Consider the following 21,639-nt stretch of genomic DNA (forward strand, 5'->3'; position numbering starts at 1 on the left):
TTATAGGTTTAGTGTTTACTCGTCTTCGTCGTCCGCTTTATTCGTGAGCCCCAAGCGTTTAAATAGCCACCACTCTAGACCAAAAATGACAATTAAGGCGATACAGAACCAGGTGAATGCCATGGTGGATTCCACACCTGGCATTCCACCAACATTGATGCCGAGTAAACCTGTTAAGAAGCTGGTTGGTAGAAAAATCGTTGCTACCAAAGTAAACAGGTAACTGTTTTTATTGGTTTTCTCATCACGATGATGTTTGATCTCTTCTTGGAAAAGCGCCACTTCTCCAAGATAAAACTCAAGTGTTTCATTTATGCGCGTAATATTATTGTGTGCGAAGCGATATTGATGAGGTCTCAAAGCAATCAATTCTGATTCTGACTCCACAAGATCACGGATAGCGTACTGCTGAGGGCGAATAAAACGCTTGATAGAAATCAGCGCTTTTTGAGTCGCCATATGTTTGTACGTCGATTCATCATTCACGTCGAACTGGTTTAGTGTTTCTTCAATTGTATCAAGGTAAATGTCTATTTTACTGTTTAATCCTTCAATGATCTGATGAAGTAAACTGGCAAGGCTTTTTGGGCCTTTGTGTTCCGCTAATGCTTGGCGAATCTCCATGATCGCGCGTGATGGAATTTTACGAGTTGAAATGAGTGCGCCTTGAAAGTAGAGAATTCGAATACTAAGCATATCTTCTGGTGATGCATTGCCGTTCATATTGACGCCTCGTAAAATCAACATGAAGTTCTCGTCATCTAAAGGATGGAAAGATGGTCGGCTTTCGTCGGCTAATAGATGATCAACCGTTGCACGAGGCACTTGGTTCTGCTCCAGCCAACCACGAATATCAGGATGCAGCCGTTCGCAATGGTACCAATGCTTAGCTTGAATTTGCTCTGCCGTGGTGGATTGTTGAGTTGCTTCTGGGGTTGAGAAGTCCCAATGTTCAATCATAAAACCCATTTTCTTTTCCTTGTTTGAGCCGATACCAAAATAACCTCAAGATACTTCTTTCGCGAGAATTGCATTGCCATACAGAGGCAATACTCTAAGTACGGTACTCTGAAGTCATTGATGCATTATTTTTCAAATGAGTATGATTGTATTTAACGCCAAATGTCTATGAATAGTTGTTCTTATTTGCAATCGAGTGGAGCGCACCAAGGTGTTGTGCTTAAACAACAAAACAAAAAGCCTGCAACTAAGCAGGCTTTATTGTGGGGGAGGGAGGGAGGGGAGCTGTTAGCCAACTTGAGAAAGATTAACCACTTTCTGTTGTAGCTTTTTCTTTAAATAGTCCGTTAAGGCCTGTTTTTCTTCCTCGTTCATGTAAAGACCAAGCTTAGTACGGCGCCATAAAATGTCTTCATCGGTCATTGCCATTTCATGGTTCATTAAGTAATCGATCTCACGTTGGTAAACACCACCTGCTTGTGCCGAGAACGTTTGTCCTAAGTCAGCTTCACTTGTTGTGCCTTCCATTAAGTTCCAGGTTTGGGTACCAAACTGTGTGACATAACGAAGAATCAATGCTTCTGGCGCCCAAGTGTATTTAGCGTGAATTTGTTTCGCTAATTGTTCACGACTACAGCTGAAGTTACCACCAGGAAGGGTTTGGTTGGCCGTCCAGTCTTTACCCATTTCAGGTAGGAACGGAGCAAGTTTCTTCATTGCTGCTTCACCTAACTTACGGTAGGTCGTTAACTTACCACCAAAAACAGAAAGCAGAGGTGCATGGTCGTATTCCGCATCGAGCTCTAGCGTGTAGTCTCGTGTGATTGCTTGCGGAGAGTCAGATTCATCGTCACATAAAGGACGAACACCGCTGTATGTCCAAACTACATCTTCGCGAGTCAACTGGTGGACAAAGTGTTGGTTTACGATATCAATGAGGTAATCGACTTCGTCATCTGAGATCGACACTTCACGTGGGTCACCTTTGTATTCCACATCTGTTGTACCAATGATTGAGAACTTATCTAAGTAAGGAATCATAAATACGATGCGATTGTCTTTGTTTTGAAGGATGTAGGCTTGCGGTTCGTTGTGGATACGAGGAACAACGATGTGCGAGCCTTTGATTAAGCGAATGTTACGAGGAGAGGCTTGCTCTAATCCATCATCAAAGAACTGTTTTACCCAAGGCCCCGCAGCATTGACTAACGCTTTCGCTTTACGTTCGAAACGTTGGTCTGTCATCACATCGTGAATAGTAACGTGCCAGATACCACCTTCACGGTGTGCTTTTTCCACGCGGCAGTAGTTACGTACTTCAGCATGGTTTTCGCGAGCCGCAAGAACGTTCAGTAATACTAAACGTGCATCATCAACCCAACAGTCAGAGTATTCGAAACCCGTTTTCATTTCTGGTTTTAGCAAGCCAGATTTCGCAAGGTTGACGGTTTTACTGCCTTGCAGCGTCGTACGTTTACCCAAGTTATCGTAAAGGAAAAGGCCACAACGAATCATCCAAGCTGGGCGTAGGAATGGGCGATGCGGTAAACGGAAACGCATTGGTAGTGCGACGTGTGGTGCTTTACGAAGAATAACCTCACGCTCTGCGAGCGCTTCCGAAACTAAACGAAACTCGTAGTGTTCAAGGTAGCGTAAACCGCCGTGTATCAGTTTAGAACTTGCTGAAGAAGTCGCAGATGCGAAGTCATTTGCTTCATATAAGCCAACACTCAAACCTCGGCCAGCTGCGTCTGCCGCAATACCAGCTCCGTTAATGCCGCCACCGATTACGATCAAGTCTAAGGTAGTGGATGAGCTAGTAGTGGAAGCATTATTTTGTATACTCATAAATTTGACCTCTTGGTGAGCGAACGAGCATTTTAGAACATAATGTAATCCTAGCTCAGGTTTCGTTTGTGATCATCTATTATTTTCGTTTGTGAGCGTTTTGTGTGATTTAGACACAAAAAAACCTCTGTCTAATTAAGGCAGAGGTCATTTGAGGGGGGAATTATACGATTGACGTTACTCGTTTTCGGAGTTTGATTCGTTAGCTTCAACCACTTCTAGTGGGATAGAAGCTTCCTTCAAAATTGACAAGATTTCTTCTGGTGGCTGCTTATTGGTAAAGATCATGTTGAGCTGTGCAATATTGCCTAGTTTCACCATAGCATTGCGCCCGAACTTGGTGTGGTCTACGGCAAGAAATACACTACGGCTATTGTCAATGATCGCTTGTTTTACCCGGACTTCGTGGTAATCAAAGTCTAATAGCGAGCCATCGAAGTCGATACCGCTAATGCCGAGAATACCAAAGTCGAGACGGAACTGTTTAACGAAATCGAGGGTAGCCTCGCCAACAATACCGCCGTCTCTGCTGCGGACTTCTCCACCCGCTAAGATGACTTTGATTTCAGGGTTAGGGAAAAGAATGGTCGCAACATTGATGTTGTTGGTGACAACACGCAACTGTTTATGGTTTTTATTGAGCGCTCGCGCAACTGCTTCTGGTGTGGTGCCGATATCGATGAATAGTGTGGCACCATCTGGAATGTGTTTGACTACCTCGTCTGCAATGACATCTTTTTCATTGAAGTTGAGCGCTTTACGCGTGTTGTAAGATGTGTTTTCAGAACTGAGAGGAATAGTGGCTCCACCGTGATAACGACGAATTTTGTTGTCATCGGCGAGTTCATTGAGATCGCGTCGGATGGTTTGTGGGCTGACATTGAATCTTTCTACTAACTCATCCGTGCTGACATAGCCTTGTTTTTTCACCAGCTCAACAATCTGCTGGTGTCGAGGTATTTGCTTCACTTACCACTCCCTTGTGCATTGGTAACGGCCAATGCTTCAAATTCGAAGCTCTATTGTGCTCGAATTTGCTCGTTGTGAGAAGTAAGCGAGTTCAGGAATCGGGGATAAAGCGCAAAAAGAGCGCACAAATGGCGCTCTTTTTTTCTTATGGAGATGAGATTAATCTTCTTCGTCGTGAAGTTCAGACCAGGTTTGTGCACATTTCACTGCACGTTTCCAACCCTTGTAACGACGATTGCGTTTTTCTTCATCATCGTGTGGCTCAAAGGTGCGATCAAGTACCGCTTTATTCTGCAACTCATCAATGCTATCCCAGTAACCAACTGCAAGGCCGGCAAGGTAGGCTGCACCAAGAGCGGTAACCTCAGTTACTTGAGGGCGGTGTACTTCTGTGTTCAATACATCGGATTGGAATTGCATTAGGAAGTTGTTCGCTACTGCACCACCATCGACGCGAAGGTTCGCAAGCTTAATACCTGAGTCAGCTTGCATCGCATCCAGTACGTCACGAGTTTGATAAGCGATGCCTTCCAATGTTGCACGGATGATATGGTTTGAATTCACACCGCGAGTAAGGCCGACAATCGTGCCACGTGCGTAGGCATCCCAGTATGGTGCGCCTAAACCAGTAAATGCAGGCACGACATAAACGCCGTTTGATGTATCCACTTTTGTCGCGAAGTATTCAGAGTCTTCTGCACCGTTTAGGATTTTCAATTCATCGCGTAGCCATTGGATTGAAGCTCCTCCCATGAATACGGCACCTTCAAGTGCATAAGCTGGTTCGCCTGCAGGACCACAAGCCAAAGTTGTTAGAAGACCATGTGTCGAAGTGACTTTTTCTTGGCCCGTATTCATTAGCAAGAAACAACCCGTACCGTAAGTGTTTTTCGCTTGACCCGCTTCAACACACATTTGGCCGTAAAGCGCCGCTTGTTGGTCACCTGCGATTCCAGAAATAGGAATACGAGTACCGCCTTTACCACCGATGTTGGTTTTACCGTAAATTTCCGATGAGCGCTTCACTTCTGGCATCATAGATGCTGGGATGCCAAGCTCATCTAACATTTTTTGATCCCAACATAGATCGTTGATGTTAAACAGCATGGTACGCGATGCGTTAGTGTAGTCGGTTACGTGAACGCGACCTTGAGTCATCTTCCAAACTAACCAAGTATCGACAGTACCAAACAACAGCTTACCTGCTTCTGCGTCTTCTCGTGCGCCTTCAACATTGTCCAGAATCCATTTAACTTTGGTACCGGAGAAGTAAGGGTCAAGCACCAAACCAGTGTTGTCACGTACATAGTTTTCGAGACCGCGTGCTTTTAAATCTTCACAGATATCAGCAGTACGGCGACATTGCCATACGATCGCATTGTAAACGGGTTTACCGGTTTCTTTGTTCCAGACGATGGTCGTTTCACGCTGGTTAGTAATACCGATAGCCGCTAATTGGTCGCTACGGATGCCAGACTTAGCTAGAGCTTCTACTAAGGTAGAGCTTTGTGTTGCCCAGATCTCCATTGGATCATGTTCAACCCAACCAGCTTCTGGATAAATCTGAGTAAATTCGCGTTGCGCGACGCTTACGATGTTCGCATCATGATCAAGAATCACAGCGCGAGAGCTTGTTGTACCTTGGTCTAGGGCAACAATGTATTTTTGCTCAGTCATGGTAAGAATCCTTTTGTTTCGTTATTTATATTTTAGTAAATGTTCGAGTTACGTCAGTTTTAAGCTCTAGCTTCTTCTGTTTCTTCTTCCGTCTCACATTGGTTTGGAATCGTACAACCGTGGCCTTGTTGTGGAAGGTAAGCTGCAATCGCTTTTGGATACAACCAACCACCAAAACACGCACCTGCAATCGGAGCAAGTAAAGGCACGATAAAGTAAGGAATGTCTTTAGCACCTGTCAGAGCGTAATCCCAACCTGCGAAGTAAGCGAACAGCTTCGGTCCAAAGTCACGAGCAGGGTTCATAGCAAAGCCTGTTAGTGGGCCAAGTGAACCACCGATGACGGCAATCAAAATACCGATCAATAGAGGGTTCATTGCGCCACGTGCCGCGCCGTTATTTTCATCGCCCAGAGCCAGAATCGCAAACATCAGTACAGCAGTGATAACGAATTCCACAGCAAAAGCACCAAAGAAAGAGAGAGAGGCATGCGGATAAGTCGAGAAGATACCAGCAGTTGCTAGTGCATCTTGGCTGCTGCGAACGAAGTTATGAGCGATTTCGTAGTCGGTGAAAAGGTTGCTGTATAAGCTGTATACCAATGCAGCAGAACAGAATGCCCCAAGCATTTGAGCGATAATGTATGGCACCACTTTCGCCTTATCAAAACCATGGAACATAGCAAGTGCGATGGTAACGGCAGGGTTGATGTGTGCACCAGAGACGCCAGCCGTACAGTAAATAGCGATGGCGACACCGAAGCCCCATACAATACTGATTTCCCATTGTCCAAATGATGCGCCTGTTAGAACTAAGGCTGCAACACAGCCTACGCCGAAGAAAATAAGTAGTCCTGTACCGATAAACTCGGCCAAACATTCTCCGAGCAGAGAGGGGTGTTTGTTCGTTGTCATGTTAAAAGTCCTTTGATCATTTTTGCCTGTCTAGCACGATACTATTGTGCATATATAAACGTTTGCGAAAACAAACGAGCGTTAAAAATGAGCGTTTGAGCATAAATTTGTTAATCAAAGTCTTCGTTTTTGTTAAATGGCGCATCTTTTAACCGGAAAAGAACACAACGAAAATAATTTATTTGTCACGAGGTCAGTGTTGAGAGCGCTCAAATTACCGATGTGAAAAAGAATGCACAACTGGTAAGAGGAGTTTTGTGAAGCTGCTACGTGCTTGGAGATTTATTACACAGAACTTGTGTAGCAGTTAACCCTAAAGGAGTAGGAGAATGTCAAATGTATCAAGGGCTAGCAGTGATATAAAAAAATACGCTGTCATGTTTGGACTTTTAGAAAAAATCGTCATCCCATTGATACCAATAGGATGAGTTGAGAAGAGAATAAACGCTGTTAATGTCTTGTGTTTGTGAATCATTGCTTCGGCTTGTATTCAAATAAAAATTGTTTTTTTTATTTCGTTTGATGCTAAACGTGATCGTTTTTCAGCTTTTTAGTTATTAGTTGGTTCGGAGCGAGTAGGGCAGGCGTAAATCGCCCTTTTTACGGTTAGTTTATGTTCTAATTCGAGCCTTTGTTTCAAAGGTTTCGAATTGGAATGCTCAAGTGAGAGGTTTGAATATCAGTTTCATATTAACGAATCTTGAGTAAAGTTGAACGATGATCTAATTAATGCTCATATAATTTACTGTATTTACTTATATTTAATCCATGTGCAACATTTGTCACAGAAATAAAATCCTAACTCCATACAATTCATGAACTTTCGAACGAAGATTTATTTTGTTTCGTTCGCTCCTTTTGTGTTTTTACCATCGCATACAAAATAATGAGGTTCCTATGTTTGGAATATTCAAACCTAAGGCGCACATTGATCGTCTGTCCCCTGGCAGCATCGATAGCACCTACTCTCGCCTCCGTTGGCAACTCTTTATCGGTATCTTTGTTGGCTACGCCGGTTACTATCTAGTTCGTAAAAACTTCAGTTTGGCGATGCCTTATCTTATCGAGCAAGGCTTTAGCCGCGGAGACTTAGGTGTCGCCTTGGCAGCTGTTTCCATTGCATATGGTCTCTCTAAGTTTCTAATGGGCAGCGTTTCAGACCGCTCCAACCCTCGCTATTTCCTTAGTGGCGGCCTATTGATGTCTGCATTAGTGATGTTTTGCTTTGGCTTTATGCCATGGGCGACTGGTAGCGTCACTGCGATGTTCATTTTGCTTTTCTTGAACGGTTGGTTCCAAGGGATGGGGTGGCCTGCTTGTGGCCGAACCATGGTGCACTGGTGGTCACGTAAAGAGCGTGGTGAGATCGTTTCGGTTTGGAACGTGGCGCACAACGTGGGTGGCGGTTTGATTGGTCCACTATTTATTCTTGGCCTATGGGCATTTAACGATGATTGGCGCACTGCATTTTATGTTCCTGCATTTTTCGCCACGTTGGTTGCTGTGTTTGTTTGGATGACGGTTCGCGATACCCCTCAGTCTTGTGGTCTGCCTCCTATTGAAGAATACAAAGACGATTACCCAGATGACTATGACAAGTCCCATGAACAAGAAATGACAGCGAAGGAAATCTTCTTCAAATACGTCTTCAACAACAAACTTCTTTGGTCGATTGCAATTGCAAACGCATTTGTTTACCTAATTCGTTACGGCGTACTGGACTGGGCACCTGTTTACCTAAAAGAAGCGAAGGATTTCTCGGTAGATAAATCGTCATGGGCTTATTTCTTATACGAATGGGCTGGCATTCCCGGAACACTATTGTGTGGTTGGATCTCTGACAAATTGTTCAAAGGTCGTCGTGCACCTGCTGGTATCTTATTTATGGTGTTAGTGACAGTTGCAGTGATGGTTTATTGGTTTAACCCTGCGGGCAACCCAACAGTAGATATGATGGCGCTTATTGCAATTGGCTTCCTAATCTATGGTCCGGTTATGCTGATCGGTTTGTACGCACTTGAACTCGCTCCGAAGAAAGCCGCAGGTACTGCCGCTGGTCTTACTGGTTTGTTTGGATACCTGGGTGGGGCAGTTGCCGCAAACGCGATTTTGGGCTACACCGTAGACCACTTTGGCTGGGATGGTGGCTTTATCATCTTAGTGGGTTCTTGTATTACTTCTATCGTGTGTTTGATGTACGCCTTCTTAGGTGAGCGTGCGCACCACGAGCAAAAAGAGCGCGAGAAGGAAGCGCTAGCGTAATATTTATTTAAAGAGGCAGTGGAATACTGCCTCTTCGCTTTATCAAGGAAATAACAATGAAAACAAAGTCAGTATGTCTTACTTTTTTAGCACTTAGCCTTTCTGCTGGTGCGATTGCGAAGCCGCTTGTCATTGCGCACCGTGGTGCATCGGGCTACTTGCCTGAGCACACGCTAGAAGCCAAAGCACTTGCTTACGCAATGAAACCTGACTACATAGAGCAAGATGTGGTAATGACGAAAGACGACCAGTTGGTCGTGTTGCATGACCATTATCTCGATCGCGTAACGGATGTTGCGGAGCGTTTTCCTGATCGTGCACGTAAAGATGGTCGTTATTACGCGATTGATTTCACTCTGGCGGAAATCAAATCCTTGCGAGTTACCGAAGGGTTCAACATCGATGAGAAAGGCAACAAAGTAGCGGGCTATCCAACCCGATTCCCTATGTGGAAATCTGATTTCACCGTGCCGACGTTTGCTGAAGAGATTGAGCTGATCCAAGGCTTAAACAAAACGCTGGGTTATGACATCGGTATTTACCCAGAAATTAAAGCGCCTTGGTTCCATCGTCATGAAGGTAAGGACATTTCTAAAGCAGTACTTAAAGTCTTGAAGCAGTACGGTTACGGCTCTCAAGACGACAAAGTCTACCTTCAGTGTTTTGATGCGAATGAACTTCAACGCATCAACAGTGAACTCATGCCTGCAATGGACATGGACTTAAAACTCGTTCAGCTTATGGCTTACACGGACTGGAACGAAACTATGGTGTACAAAGGCGACAAGGCAACACCATACAGTTATGACTGGATGTTCGAAGCCGACGGAATGAAGAAAGTAGCGAGTTACGCGGAAGGAATTGGACCTTGGAAGCCGATGCTGGTGGATGATAAGTCAACCAAAGACAATATCATCATCAAGCCGTTGATGAAGGCTGCAAAAGACGCTGGCTTGCAAGTGCATCCATACACGTTCCGCGCCGATCCAGGACGCATTCCAGCGTACACTGACAGCTTTGAAGGCATGATGGATGTGTACTACAACCAAGTAAAAGTGGATGGTTTGTTTACTGATTTCCCAGATAAAGCGGTCAGCTTTTTAAATCAGTAATCACGCATTTTGACTTAAGCTAAAAAATCCCCCAACAGTTTCCTGCTGGGGGATTTTTCTTAACTATTTATTAGTTGTTTTTATGCAGTTCGCTGTTCAGTTCAACCGCGCTCTTGTTTGCAAGACACTCAATTTGACCTGTTACAGAGTTACGACGGAACAGTAGGTCAGAAACACCAGCAAGATCGCGTGCTTTCACCACTTCGACTTCTTGACCGTCAGAATCTAGCATGCGTACTTTAGAACCAGCAGTTACGTACAGACCTGATTCGATAGTACAACGGTCACCCATTGGGAAGCCAAGACCTGCGTTCGCGCCTAGTAGAGAGTTTTCACCGATAGAAACTACAACTTTACCGCCGCCAGATAGCGTACCCATGATAGATGCGCCGCCGCCGATGTCAGAGCCGTTACCAACCACTACGCCAGCAGAGATACGACCTTCAACCATGCTCACGCCAGTTGTACCTGCGTTGAAGTTGATGAAGCCTTCGTGCATTACCGTTGTGCCTTCGCCAACGTGTGCGCCAAGACGTACGCGAGAAGTGTCAGCGATACGAACGCCAGTTGGTACCACGTAGTCCACCATTTTAGGGAACTTGTCTACGCAATCTACGCTTAGTGCACGACCCGCTAGGCGAGCTTCGATTTGACGCTCTGCTAGTTCAGGTAGATCGATTGGACCTTCGTTAGTCCATGCGATGTTGTGTAGTAGACCGAAGATGCCGTCTAGTACCGTGCCGTGCGGTTGAACTAGGCGGTTAGAGATAAGTTGAAGTTTTAGGAAGCCTTCAGCAACGCTTTGTGGCTGCTCGTCAGTTGCAAGGATAACCAGTACAAGTGGTTGTGCTGATTCTGCTGCTTTTGCTGCGAAAGATGCGTTTGCAGCATCGCCGTTTGCTTCAAATGCTGCTGCCAGTTCTGCGCTTTGTGCTGCAGAGATCTCGATAGCTTGGTTGCCTTGCTCGTAACCTGCTACTGCTGCTAGTGCGTTAACAAGCGCTTCGCTTGGGTTAAGAACTGGGTTTGGGAAAAACGCTTCGATGATTTTGCCGTCGCGATTTTTAGTTGCCGTACCAAAGGCTAGAGAGAAGAAAGCCATAGTTGATCTCCATGTGTTGAGTCTTGTGTCTCGTCTGTTCACTGACAAGAAATAATTAAGTTGTCAGTCATCATAATGAGAGTGCTAGGGAGTTTAAAGAGGGGAAATAGATAAAGTCTGTAGATGGATACCTTTTGTCTTTTTAGAGATATGTTTGTCTGATGAGAAATGTGTCGCAAAAGCCTTCTCAGACCGATTTGGGGTAAAGACAAAGTGAAGTTGGAAAAGGGGCGCAGCAAAAAATAAGGGGAGGACCGAAGTCACTCCCCCTACACTGGGTTTATTGGATTTACTGGCTTTGGATAGTAAAGCGATAAATCGACTTAGAGGCTTAGCTCGCCGACCTCTACTGCAAGTGCAACCGTTGCCCCTACCATTGGGTTGTTACCCATGCCGATGAAGCCCATCATTGCAACGTGCGCTGGTACAGAAGAGCTACCCGCGAACTGAGCATCAGCGTGCATGCGACCCATGGTATCTGTCATACCGTAAGAGGCAGGACCCGCCGCCACGTTATCTGGGTGTAGAGTACGACCAGTACCACCGCCTGATGCCACAGAGAAGTAAGGCATGCCTTCATGGTTACGTTCTGCTTTGTAGATGCCTGCTACTGGGTGTTGGAAGCGAGTCGGGTTGGTTGAGTTACCAGTGATGCTCACATCCACTTGTTCTTTATGCATGATAGCCACGCCTTCACGTACATCGTCTGCACCGTAGCAAAGGATCTCACCACGTGGACCTTGGGAGAAACGGCGACGTTCTACTTCCACTAACTCACCAGTTTGGTAGTTGTATTGAGTGCGTACGTAAGTGAAACCATTGATGCGTGAGATTAGGTAAGCGGCGTCTTTACCTAAACCATTCAGGATCACTTTCAACGGATTTTTGCGTGATTTGTTCACGTTTAGTGCGATTTTGATTGCGCCTTCTGCCGCTGCGAATGACTCGTGACCGGCAAGGAAAGCGAAACAGCCGCTTTCTTCATTCAATAGACGAGCCGCCAATGCACCGTGACCGATACCCACTTGGCGTTGCTCTGCCACGCTGCCGGGTTTAGTGCACGCCTGAAGACCTTCACCGATGATGTTTGCTGCTTCTTCTGCTGTTTTTGCTCCGCGGAAAATCGCCAAAGCGGTGCCCAGTGTGTAGGCATCTGCCGCGCTTTCAAACGCGATAGGTTGAGTGTCCATCACTAGTGCTTTAGGGTCGATACCACGATCCATACAGCATTGGTAAGCCGCTTCCAGAGAAGAAAGTTGCATTTCGTCTAATGTGCGACGTACAGATTCAGTAATTGGAGTGTTCATAATCTCTTTCCTCTTGGTGGCAATTATTGTTGGCGTGGGTTAATGGTCGTTACGGCTTCGTCAAAACGACCGTAAGTGCCCGTTGCTTTTTCTGCTGCTTCTGCTGCAGATACGCCTTCGTTGATGGCTTTCATCATCTTGCCTAGGTTGAGATATTGGTAACCAATCACTTCTTTGTTTTCGTCTAGCGCGAGTTTTGTTACGTAGCCTTCAGCCAACTCCATGTAACGCACGCCTTTTGCTTTAGTTGAGTAACTAGTACCCACTTGGCTACGTTGAGTTTGACCAAGGTCTTCCAGTGCCGCACCAATTTCCAAGCCGCCTTCAGAGAAAGCAGATTGAGTACGACCGTAAACAAATTGAAGGAAGATTTCGCGCATCGCGACGTTAATAGCATCACATACCAAGTCGGTATTCAGTGCTTCAAGAATGGTTTTGCCAGTTAGGATTTCTGCGGCCATCGCGGCTGATTGAGTCATGCCTGAACAGCCGATCGTTTCGATCAAAGCTTCTTCGATGATGCCGTTTTTGACGTTAAGAGTCAGTTTTGCTGCACCTTGTTGAGGAGCACAAGCGCCAACGCCGTGGCTAAGACCAGAAATCGCGATAACGTCTTTTGGATTGATCATTGCGCCTTCAACAGGGATCGGTGCAGATGCATGAAGATCGCCGCGTTGAATCGGGCACATTGATTGGATTTCGTGTGAGTATTGCATAGTGTTTTCCCAGTGTATTTTTATTTTTTGAGAAAACAGGAGCGGGGTTGGAGAAGAGTTGAATTGCTCACTACAGAACTCTTGCTTTCACAACATAAGCGAAAGCACTTCCAACAGGGCTGACCTGTTTTCGTTTCTGTAGGAGTCATTAGCTTTAACAGCGGTTCGAATCTTTCGATTCCGGTGGTACCCCATCACCGAACCCATTTAGACTAGATCTAAGTCACACTAATCTGCAACATGAAATTTAGAGCAATTTGGGATATTAAATCGGTTCTTTATATTCTCAGAGATATATGGAGATAAACGGAAGGAATAAAAAAACGCCGCATAATGCGACGTTTTTTCTAAACAAATGAGAGGCTTATGCAGCGTCTTCTTGCTCGCTATCTTCTTCAACAGCTTCAAGCTTCTTTGCTTTTTTTGGTGCAGGTTTACGTTTTGCACCCAGAGCGTAAAGCACTTCTTCTTTGTTTTGCGCAAGGAACATTGCAAGATCTTCTTGCTTACCTTCGTCTTCTAGAAGTTCACTTTTACCCAGCAGTGAGAATAACTCGTCTGCCATATCCAGCATTTTGTCGTATGCGTCAGCTTCCGCTTTAGAGGTAAAAGTCATTTTCTCTTCTCCATTGCGTTCTACCACGTACTTGACGATTACAGCCATGGTTGGTCCCCTAATTTGGTGTATTGATACTGGCTTTTTATACAGTTTTTGACCAATCAAGTCTAGCGACAAGCCTCAGAATGAGAGACACGTACAACTAACTGACTAGCATTTAAACTATCTTGGTTTCACTTTGCGGATTTGTCCGCCAAAGGAAGGTTTGTTGGTCGCTCCCAATCTTGGCAAAATTCGATAAACGTTTTGAGCAATGGGCTTTGATATTTCTCTTTATGAACCAGTAACCAGAAGCGACGTTTCATATCTAAAGGCATGTCGAGCAGTTTTACGCGGCCGTCACGAATAGCAGGTTCTGCAGACAAACGTGACAAGCAACCTAAGCCTAACCCTGCCGATACTGAGTTGATCAGCGCTTCGGTGGTATTGAGCTGAAAAGCTTCATGCCAATGTTCCAAGCGCGGCGCGACAACGCGCATAAAAAATTCGCGTGAACCAGATCCTGCCTCTCGCAATATCCATTCACTGTTTTCTAGCTCGGTTAAGTTTACTGGCCCTTCGTGCGCGGCTGGGTAATCGGGCGCGCAAATCACGCACATTTCATCTTCGCTAAACTGGGTAGACTGCAATTCAGGGTGAAGTGTTTTGCCCTCAATGAGGGCTATGTCTAACTCGTAATCGGTCAGCATGTCGCAGATTTGTGCGGAGTTAGAAATGAACAGGCTTTGAGAACGATGGTTCGTTTGCTGACGAAATTCGCTAAGCAAATAGGGCGCGACTTGGTTGCCAATGGTGTCGCTGGCACCAATGCGAAGTTGGCCCGATAGCGCTTGGTCACCATCGAAAATGCTCTCGATGTCTTTGGCTCGGTTGAGTAACTCATCCGCCAGTGGTAGCAGTTTTTGACCTTCTTGGTTCAAAATCAGTCGGTTATTAACACGATCAAACAAGTGATGGCCGATCTGTTTTTCTAATTCTGAGAGTGCCATGCTCACTGCGGCTTTCGATAAAAAGAGACTATCAGAAGCTGCTGTGAGCGTTTTGTGCTGCGTGATCGTCGTAAACACTTTCAGTTGTTTAAGAGAAATGTGACTTGCCATACCCCACCGTTAAGTAATTCTGAACGTTTGTTTTAAATAATTAGATATATCGGAACGAAGTGCAAGCGTATTATACGTCCCATCAAGAGTGAGTCTGGTTGAGGTCATTATGATTCAAAGAACAAAAGCAAAAGTAATGGGAGCACCAACTCCAATGGCGGGTTTGGCTCTTGGTATTGCAAGCTTGGGCTGGAGTTGGGAGAACTTCGCCGAATTACATGGCTACGGACAGTGGATTAGTGCGGGTATCGCGAGCATATTATTGGCTATATTGGCAACCAAGTTTTTGCTACATAATCATCTATTGAGACAAGATCTTGCTCATCCGGTTGTGGGCAGCGTGGTTCCGACATTTGCGATGGGAACCATGGTGGTTTCAAATTCTCTCGGCCATTTTTACCCATTAGCTGGCGATGCGCTTTGGCTGATTGCGGTGGTTTTGCACATCGTGTTCTTGGTGAGCTTTGTTTACCATCGCGCCAAAGATTTTGAATTGCACCACATGGTTCCTAGTTGGTTTGTACCGCCTGTGGGTATTATCGTTGCGGATGTGTCTTTCTCTGGCAACCCGATGTTAGCACCAGTGGCACAAGGTGCATTGATGTTTGGTATGGTGGCGTACGCGATCATGTTGCCGATGATGATTTACCGTTTCATGTTCACCCATGAAATTCCGGATGCAGCGAAACCAACAATGGCAATCATGGCAGCGCCAGCAAGTCTATCATTGGCAGGGTACTTAACGGTCACTGCGACACCATCACCAGTGATCATCGCTATGCTATTTGGTATCGCGGTATTGATGACAGCCATCATTTACCTCGCATTCTTTAAATTGCTTAGACTGCCATTTAGCCCAGGCTATGCGGCGTTCACTTTCCCGATGGTGATCGGTGCGACGGCGCTGTTTAAAATGGCGAATTGGATGGAGTTGCAAGGATTGGCTGCGCACTATGTTCAACAAGTGCGAGGCTTAGCTGGTCTTGAGTTGATTGTGGCAACATTTGTTGTCTCTTATGTGGCTTTACAATACATCAACAACTTATTGATTCAGCCACGCTTGATGCACGCTCATCACGCTTAAATAGCAGATAGGAAAAAGCCTCTTGGTCTTACAACCAAGAGGCTTTTTTATTTCAATCGGCGTCGATGTTGGACACTAGCCTTTTTTGTAAAATCGCGACATCTCATCCAGAGAATGACGAATGATATCGACAGGAACTTTCTGTTCTTTCTCGACTTTTAACTGGCGATTCAGTTGCTGAGAGTGCCCGCCAGGGTTTACCACAAGCATCAGTTCTTTGCCGACCAATGCATAGTTGTAGTAGCTGCCTGCAATATACCAATCGCGAGAGGCAGAGCTATCAAACAAGTTATGACCAACGCTGTATGAACTCGTTGTGCCTTGAACGTCAAACAGCGTATTCATCATGGTTGGCACGACGTCAAAATGGGTCGTGCGGTAATCAACTTGCTCTGGCTGACGATTTGGCATGTACACGTAAAGAGGCACATGCACTTGAACGTCACTGTAATTACCCGTGTGGCCCCAATAGTTCATCTTATGGTCGTTAAACTCTTCACCATGATCTGATGAAATCACCACAATGGTGTTGTCTAAGTCGACGTTTTTCAGCACATCACCAATCAAGCTGTCGATGTAGTACAACGAGTTCTTGTATCGATTGTGGTAAAGCGAAGCGTCAAAATCGTTGTTGAGCAAAATGTGGTCAACGCGTTCCCAGTATGGTTTGAATTTCGCAAATTCAGGTTCAGGAAACACCGTGCCGTGGGCGGCATCGTAGAACAGAAAACCAAAGTACGGCTTGTCGCTGTCCTGCTTTTGGAACTCGATGAACTTGTCTGTTATCTGCTGATCGCGCTCGACAGCTGTTTCCCCAGTTTGTTTCAGGGTCAAGTCCGACACTTTTTTGAATACCGTGCGAGAGAGTGGCGGACTGGTGAGCGGTGCTGAGCCAAAAATGCCCATGCGGTAGCCTTCTGCTTGCAGCGTATCCATAAAAACAGGAGAGCGTTGACTTGCGTAAAAGCTTTCCCAGTAGGTCGCTGGCAAGCTGTAAAACAGGCTGAAAATACCCGCTTGAGTTGAGTTGCCGCCGCTCATATGTTGTGTGAAATTCACCGTTTTTTCGGCGAACTTGCTGACATTTGGCATGACTTCCGGCGTCGCATCACTGTAGCGCCACGCGTCAACCAAGATAAACAAGACATTGGGCTGTTTCTCTTTGCTTTGCACTTGAATCGGCGCAAGCGGGTAGTTGAGTGAGCTACGTTCAATGTTGGTTAACTCTACGCGGTTCTTCGATGCAATGCTCTCATCCACTAGGTCGTGTTTGTAAATAAATTTACGAGCCGTCAGCGGGTAGTAAAGTGGCCAGTTATTCGAAAACTGACTGACTTCATCTTCGTAAAGGGCATTTTTGTACGCATGAATCATCTGTGTGCTGAGCAATACAGCAAACCAGACGCTGATCAAAACGAACTTAGCTCGGCTTTGTGCCAGTTTATTACTTACCCAAACGGTACAGGCGAGCCCGATCACCAGAACGGTAACTTCACTGACGAAGATAAGCCAACTCATCCACGAAATATCGAAGACATCACCGCCACCTTCGAAAAACATACGGATTAATAGAGCGTTGATGTGAAGTTTGTATTGCTGAAAAACGAGGATATCGACTTTAAACATGATCAATAGACAGATCGCGATAGCGATCACGATGCCTTTGAATACTCGAGTCGGTAGAAAAGAGAGCAATAAACTCAACAACATAAATGGAAGAGCGATCAAGCCCAGCCAGCCATATTGAGTCGAAACCAAATAGTAACCTTGCAACAAGGTTAGCGGTTCATTCTGATTGTTAGACAACACAAAAGGATAACAAGCGATCGACAGGTACACTGCAAAGCAAGCAAAAAAAGCAATCAGCCAAGCGCTGTTGGAAGACAGTTTGCGAAACATACTTTTTGTTTGTTTATAAATTATGGGTAGAGGGAGTATAAAACAGTGTTTTTTATTATGGAATAGTTGCGACGAATGTCACATTTTGTATGGAAGTGTCAGACTTGATTGACATGTGAAAATTCAGAAGATTCATACTCTATTTGAGTGATATATAACCTTTTGTTTTTTCCGAACGCGAGATCACTGCGGGTTTAAATGGGGCTGTGCTAAGCTAGCTAACAGTTTCAATCGGCGCTCGGTATTCCCAATTTGTTTACTGTTTATCACTCCAACCAAGTTGACGTTCTTAAATCACTCCTTGTCGAACTGATTCGAATCAGTCCGCTGGAAAACCCGTTCGAAAAAGAACAAATTCTGGTTCAAAGTCCGGGCATGTCCCAGTGGCTAAAAATGGAATTGGCCAAAGAGTTTGGTGTTGCCGCGAACATTGATTTTCCGCTTCCTGCTACCTTCATTTGGGAAATGTTTACGCAGGTGTTGCCAGACGTGCCAAAACGCAGTGCGTTTAACAAAGAAGCGATGACTTGGAAGTTGATGCATCTGCTGCCGGGGCTTCTCAACCAAGACGTGTTTTCGCCGTTAGCGCAGTACCTCAAAGATGACAGTGATCACTCTAAGCTGTATCAACTGGCTGAGAAAATTGCCGATATTTTCGATGGTTACTTGGTGTATCGTCCGGAGTGGATCGCAAGTTGGGAAGCAGGGCAGAGTGTGCCAGAGCTGGAAGATGAGCATCCGTGGCAGCCGATCTTATGGCAAGCGTTGTATGATCACACTGTGTCATTAGGGCAGTCTCCTTATCACCGTGCCAACCTTTATGAGCACTTTATCGACACGTTAGAGAGTTTTAACGGCAATTTTGACCATTTACCCAAGCGTTTGTTTGTTTTTGGCATTTCTTCGTTGCCGCCTCGCTATATGGATGCGCTAAAAGCAATTGGTGAACACATCGACGTGCATCTGATGTTCACTAACCCTTGTCGTTATTATTGGGGTGAAGTTCGAGATCGCAAATATCTGGCTCGTTTGGCGGCGAAACATCGTCAGCACGTTGTGTGGCAGGACGATCACTCGGAAGTGCAAGGTGAAACTGAGCAACTGAAAGGATCACTGGAAGATAATGTGATCGATGAGCTGCACACCGATGTGGTCGGAAACAGTCTGTTGGCATCCATGGGTAAACTCGGGCGCGACAATATGTATCTGTTGTCTCAGCTGGAATCTCATGAAATTGAAGCCTTTGTTGATGTTGAGCGCGACAGTCTGCTCCATCAATTGCAAGCGGATATTCTCAATCTTGAAGAACATCAAGATGACCAACAGATTGAAAACAGTCATCACAAACAAGTGGTTAGCTTGGGTGATAAATCACTGAGCCTACACGCTTGTCACAGCCCGATGCGTGAAGTGGAAGTGCTGCATGATCAACTATTGGCGATGTTCGATGCTGACCCAACGTTAAAACCGCGCGATATTATCGTGATGGTCGCGGACATCAACGCTTACAGCCCTGCGATTCAGGCGGTCTTTGGTAACGCGCCGGGTGAGCGTTTTATTCCATATTCGATTTCTGACCGAACCGCCGATCAAGAGAGCCCAATTCTGGCCGCATTTATGCAGTTGGTGAACTTACCCAATACGCGCTGTTTGGCATCAGAACTACTCGAACTTCTGGAAACTCCGGCGATATTAAAGCGTTTTGAACTCAGCGAAGGTGATTTCTTACAAGCTAAACAATGGGTTGAGGAATCGGGAATTCGCTGGGGGTTGGACGCCAATACCGGACGCGAATTTGAACTGCCGGAAACCCGTCAAAACACATGGCAATTTGGTATTCAACGCATGTTGCTTGGCTACGCGATGCCAGAATCCGCAGGCTTGTTTGAAACCGAGCAAGGCAGTTTGTCTCCGTACAACGAAGTGCAAGGCATGGGCGCAGAGCTGGCGGGCAAGTTGGCACACTTTATCCAACAAATTAGCACTTATCGAAGCAAACTTTCTCATGTTCAAACTATCGATGGTTGGCGAGAGACTTTGGTTTCACTGCTGGATGACTTCTTCTCGGTTGAGTTAGAAGGCGAAATGGCACTCAAATCCATTCGCGATACGCTCAGCCAACTCAAAGAGCAATTAGCTGATGCCGCATTTGATGATGCGTTATCGCCGTCGATCATCAGCCAATACCTTCAAAACAAATTATCTGGCACACGAGTCAGCCAGCGCTTCCTTGCTGGTCAAGTGAACTTTTGTACCCTGATGCCTATGCGATCTATTCCGTTTAGAACCGTATGTCTACTGGGGATGAATGACGGCGTGTACCCGCGTTCCATGCCGCCAGAAGGCTTTGACTTGATGACGGGAAGAACCAAACCGGGCGACCGTTCGCGCCGAGATGATGACCGTTACCTATTCCTCGAAGCAATGCTATCGGCACAGCAAACGCTCTACATCAGTTATGTTGGCCGTTCAATCCAAGACAATACCGAGCGAGTGCCTTCGGTTCTGGTTTCTGAGCTGATGGAATACTGCCACCAAAACTATTGTTTAAGTGGTGATGAAGCGTTGCCCGTTAATGAGTCTGGCGACAACTTATTAAATGCGTTGGTGAATACCCACGCCATGGTGCCGTTTAGCCCAAGTGCGTTCCAAGGCATGCACGCCAGCTACGCGAAAGAGTGGATTCCAGCGGCATTGACTCAAAGCAGTCAATCGCAAGGCTATGTTCGTCCTGATTTTAATCGGGCATTAGACGACTATCTGTTAGGAGCGACGTTCCCACTTGAGCTCGACTTAGTCGAGTTGCAACGTTTCTGGCGCTTACCTGTGCAGTATTTTTTCAATCGTCGTTTAAAAGTAATCTTTGAACCGCCACTGCCGGTGATGGAAGACGACGAACCCTTTGTTTTAGGTGGTTTGGAAAGCTATCAAATGCGTGATGAGCTGTTAGAAACCTTGCTTGAAACGACATTGATGCAGCCAGAGAAAAAAACAGAGGTGCTTAAACACTTTATGAGTCAACAGCGCGCGCAAGGCAAACTGCCGGTGGGGGCGTTTGGTTATATCGAGTTTGAAACCAACCGAGTTCAGGCGGAAGAGCTGGTGGACAAACTGGCGTTTTTATCTGGTGCGCCTCAAGACGATTTGGAAATCGACCTGACGTTTGACTCTTTGTTTGAGCGAAATGAAGGCGAAGAGAAAAACGTTCGCCTGACTGGTTGGCTGACTCAATGCTACCAATCCGGTTTGATTCGCTACCGAAGCGGTAAGATTCGAGCGCAAGATTACCTTGCAGCGTGGATCGATCACCTTGCCATGTCGGCGTCGGGTTATGCCAAGAAAACTCATCTGATTGGCTACGATCGTAAAGAAGGCGCGCTGCATTTGATCTACCCAGAAATTGCCGATGCTCAGTATGCCAAACAGCTACTGACTGAATTAGTTCGCTTATTCTTCGAAGGCATGACTAAGCCTTTGCCTTATTTCCCGAAAACGGCGTTGGCTTGTGTTGAAGCGGGCTTTAGCCGCGGTCAGTGGGTCGATGACGAAGAGAAATCTTTGAAGAAAATGGCTGACGCATTCAATGATGGCTTCATGAGCCCGGGCGAAGGCAGTAATGCGTACATCTCTCGAATTTGGCCTGCTTGGAATGATGAGTTGGCCTCAGAAGTTCGTTTGCTGACAGCATTAGTACTGCAAGGTGCGCGCTTAGCGGTTCAAGACGCTGATGATGTAAAAGCGTAATAAAGACAGCTGGATAAAGAGAAGGAAGAGTAGGGTGGCCGCCAGAAAATCATTATTTTTTGTAGGGCGTTCGCTGTACGGCCACAAGGTCAGAGGGACCATGATACTTTTGTTTAATTCATTTGAGTTGTGCCGCCAAAAAGGTTTGGCTTATCTCGTGGGGCGCATACTAACGGTACGTCTTATGGATAACCGTGAGAAAGATCTCACAAAGCTCTAAATTATCCAACTTGTTAAACATATTAATAGAATTTTTAACTATAGATCACATTTATTAGGTGATACGTCCTAGTAAATAATCCGGAGAGATTCAGCGTTATGGATCA

At 45.7% G+C, this 21,639-nt stretch carries 15 protein-coding genes and 1 riboswitch; of the genes, 4 read left to right on the plus strand and 11 right to left on the minus strand.

The window, feature by feature from the left end; translation table 11 throughout:
- Positions 1 to 15: 15 nt before the first annotated feature.
- From R7Q48_RS13535 to R7Q48_RS13555, 5 genes are all read right to left on the minus strand, one after another.
- Entirely contained in the window at positions 16 to 969 is a 954-nt protein-coding gene (locus R7Q48_RS13535) for a CorA family divalent cation transporter (protein WP_005391702.1), read from the minus strand.
- A 279-nt stretch (positions 970 to 1,248) separates the two neighbouring features.
- On the minus strand, positions 1,249 to 2,808 hold the full coding sequence (gene glpD / locus R7Q48_RS13540; protein WP_017636005.1) for a glycerol-3-phosphate dehydrogenase: 1,560 nt from the start codon (positions 2,806 to 2,808) through the stop codon (positions 1,249 to 1,251).
- A gap of 177 nt (positions 2,809 to 2,985) precedes the next feature.
- A complete protein-coding gene (locus R7Q48_RS13545) occupies positions 2,986 to 3,777 on the minus strand; it encodes a DeoR/GlpR family transcriptional regulator (protein ID WP_005380192.1) in 792 nt (263 codons plus the stop codon).
- 159 nt (positions 3,778 to 3,936) lie between these two features.
- Positions 3,937 to 5,454, minus strand: coding sequence for a glycerol kinase GlpK (glpK, locus tag R7Q48_RS13550; RefSeq protein WP_005380193.1), 1,518 nt, complete (start codon positions 5,452 to 5,454; stop codon positions 3,937 to 3,939).
- A gap of 59 nt (positions 5,455 to 5,513) precedes the next feature.
- A complete protein-coding gene (locus tag R7Q48_RS13555; RefSeq protein ID WP_005380195.1) occupies positions 5,514 to 6,368 on the minus strand; it encodes an MIP/aquaporin family protein in 855 nt (284 codons plus the stop codon).
- A gap of 897 nt (positions 6,369 to 7,265) precedes the next feature.
- Between R7Q48_RS13555 and glpT the strand changes: the two genes are divergently transcribed.
- Together glpT and glpQ are read left to right on the plus strand one after the other, a co-directional pair.
- On the plus strand, positions 7,266 to 8,630 hold the full coding sequence (gene glpT / locus R7Q48_RS13560; RefSeq protein WP_005380199.1) for a glycerol-3-phosphate transporter: 1,365 nt from the start codon (positions 7,266 to 7,268) through the stop codon (positions 8,628 to 8,630).
- Between the two features lie 56 nt (positions 8,631 to 8,686).
- Positions 8,687 to 9,742 (plus strand): glycerophosphodiester phosphodiesterase, encoded by a 1,056-nt coding sequence (gene glpQ / locus R7Q48_RS13565; protein WP_005380201.1) that lies wholly within the window; start codon positions 8,687 to 8,689, stop codon positions 9,740 to 9,742.
- Between the two features lie 70 nt (positions 9,743 to 9,812).
- Here the strand turns inward: glpQ and dapD are convergent, their stop codons facing one another.
- From dapD to R7Q48_RS13590, 5 genes are all read right to left on the minus strand, one after another.
- The gene (gene dapD / locus R7Q48_RS13570) at positions 9,813 to 10,844 is read right to left on the minus strand and encodes a 2,3,4,5-tetrahydropyridine-2,6-dicarboxylate N-succinyltransferase (protein WP_025768219.1); all 1,032 of its coding nucleotides are present in this window, start codon (positions 10,842 to 10,844) and stop codon (positions 9,813 to 9,815) included.
- Positions 10,845 to 11,167: 323 nt separating this feature from the next.
- Positions 11,168 to 12,151: a GGGtGRT protein gene (locus R7Q48_RS13575; RefSeq protein ID WP_064368735.1), complete on the minus strand. Its 984-nt coding sequence runs from the start codon at positions 12,149 to 12,151 to the stop codon at positions 11,168 to 11,170.
- 23 nt (positions 12,152 to 12,174) lie between these two features.
- Positions 12,175 to 12,867: an iron-sulfur cluster assembly scaffold protein gene (locus R7Q48_RS13580; protein WP_005450903.1), complete on the minus strand. Its 693-nt coding sequence runs from the start codon at positions 12,865 to 12,867 to the stop codon at positions 12,175 to 12,177.
- A 132-nt stretch (positions 12,868 to 12,999) separates the two neighbouring features.
- Positions 13,000 to 13,075, minus strand: a riboswitch (Fluoride riboswitch).
- A gap of 156 nt (positions 13,076 to 13,231) precedes the next feature.
- The gene (locus R7Q48_RS13585; RefSeq protein ID WP_005380208.1) at positions 13,232 to 13,531 is read right to left on the minus strand and encodes a YebG family protein; all 300 of its coding nucleotides are present in this window, start codon (positions 13,529 to 13,531) and stop codon (positions 13,232 to 13,234) included.
- Positions 13,532 to 13,659: 128 nt separating this feature from the next.
- Positions 13,660 to 14,586, minus strand: a complete 927-nt coding sequence (locus R7Q48_RS13590) for a LysR substrate-binding domain-containing protein (RefSeq protein ID WP_025768221.1) — start codon at positions 14,584 to 14,586, stop codon at positions 13,660 to 13,662.
- A gap of 109 nt (positions 14,587 to 14,695) precedes the next feature.
- Here R7Q48_RS13590 and R7Q48_RS13595 point away from each other — a divergent pair, with 109 nt between their 5' ends.
- The gene (locus R7Q48_RS13595) at positions 14,696 to 15,670 is read left to right on the plus strand and encodes a TDT family transporter (protein WP_017636010.1); all 975 of its coding nucleotides are present in this window, start codon (positions 14,696 to 14,698) and stop codon (positions 15,668 to 15,670) included.
- Positions 15,671 to 15,745: 75 nt separating this feature from the next.
- On the opposite strand, the gene R7Q48_RS13600 is transcribed toward R7Q48_RS13595, so the two are convergent.
- On the minus strand, positions 15,746 to 17,569 hold the full coding sequence (locus tag R7Q48_RS13600) for a DUF3413 domain-containing protein (RefSeq protein WP_025768222.1): 1,824 nt from the start codon (positions 17,567 to 17,569) through the stop codon (positions 15,746 to 15,748).
- Positions 17,570 to 17,821: 252 nt separating this feature from the next.
- Between R7Q48_RS13600 and recC the strand changes: the two genes are divergently transcribed.
- On the plus strand, positions 17,822 to 21,313 hold the full coding sequence (recC, locus tag R7Q48_RS13605) for an exodeoxyribonuclease V subunit gamma (RefSeq protein WP_318132328.1): 3,492 nt from the start codon (positions 17,822 to 17,824) through the stop codon (positions 21,311 to 21,313).
- The last annotated feature ends 326 nt before the right edge of the window (positions 21,314 to 21,639 follow it).

It is taken from the genome of Vibrio sp. 378 (assembly GCF_033339435.1).

Excerpts from the sequence above, each read along its gene's own strand:
- R7Q48_RS13535 (WP_005391702.1), bottom strand. The coding sequence starts at position 969 with ATGGGTTTTATGATTGAACATTGGGACTTCTCAACCCCAGAAGCAACT.
- glpD (WP_017636005.1), bottom strand. The coding sequence starts at position 2,808 with ATGAGTATACAAAATAATGCTTCCACTACTAGCTCATCCACTACCTTA.
- glpK (WP_005380193.1), bottom strand. The coding sequence starts at position 5,454 with ATGACTGAGCAAAAATACATTGTTGCCCTAGACCAAGGTACAACAAGC.
- R7Q48_RS13555 (WP_005380195.1), bottom strand. The coding sequence starts at position 6,368 with ATGACAACGAACAAACACCCCTCTCTGCTCGGAGAATGTTTGGCCGAG.
- glpT (WP_005380199.1), top strand. The coding sequence starts at position 7,266 with ATGTTTGGAATATTCAAACCTAAGGCGCACATTGATCGTCTGTCCCCT.
- glpQ (WP_005380201.1), top strand. The coding sequence starts at position 8,687 with ATGAAAACAAAGTCAGTATGTCTTACTTTTTTAGCACTTAGCCTTTCT.
- dapD (WP_025768219.1), bottom strand. The coding sequence starts at position 10,844 with ATGGCTTTCTTCTCTCTAGCCTTTGGTACGGCAACTAAAAATCGCGAC.
- R7Q48_RS13575 (WP_064368735.1), bottom strand. The coding sequence starts at position 12,151 with ATGAACACTCCAATTACTGAATCTGTACGTCGCACATTAGACGAAATG.
- R7Q48_RS13580 (WP_005450903.1), bottom strand. The coding sequence starts at position 12,867 with ATGCAATACTCACACGAAATCCAATCAATGTGCCCGATTCAACGCGGC.
- R7Q48_RS13585 (WP_005380208.1), bottom strand. The coding sequence starts at position 13,531 with ATGGCTGTAATCGTCAAGTACGTGGTAGAACGCAATGGAGAAGAGAAA.
- R7Q48_RS13590 (WP_025768221.1), bottom strand. The coding sequence starts at position 14,586 with ATGGCAAGTCACATTTCTCTTAAACAACTGAAAGTGTTTACGACGATC.
- R7Q48_RS13595 (WP_017636010.1), top strand. The coding sequence starts at position 14,696 with ATGATTCAAAGAACAAAAGCAAAAGTAATGGGAGCACCAACTCCAATG.
- R7Q48_RS13600 (WP_025768222.1), bottom strand. The coding sequence starts at position 17,569 with ATGTTTCGCAAACTGTCTTCCAACAGCGCTTGGCTGATTGCTTTTTTT.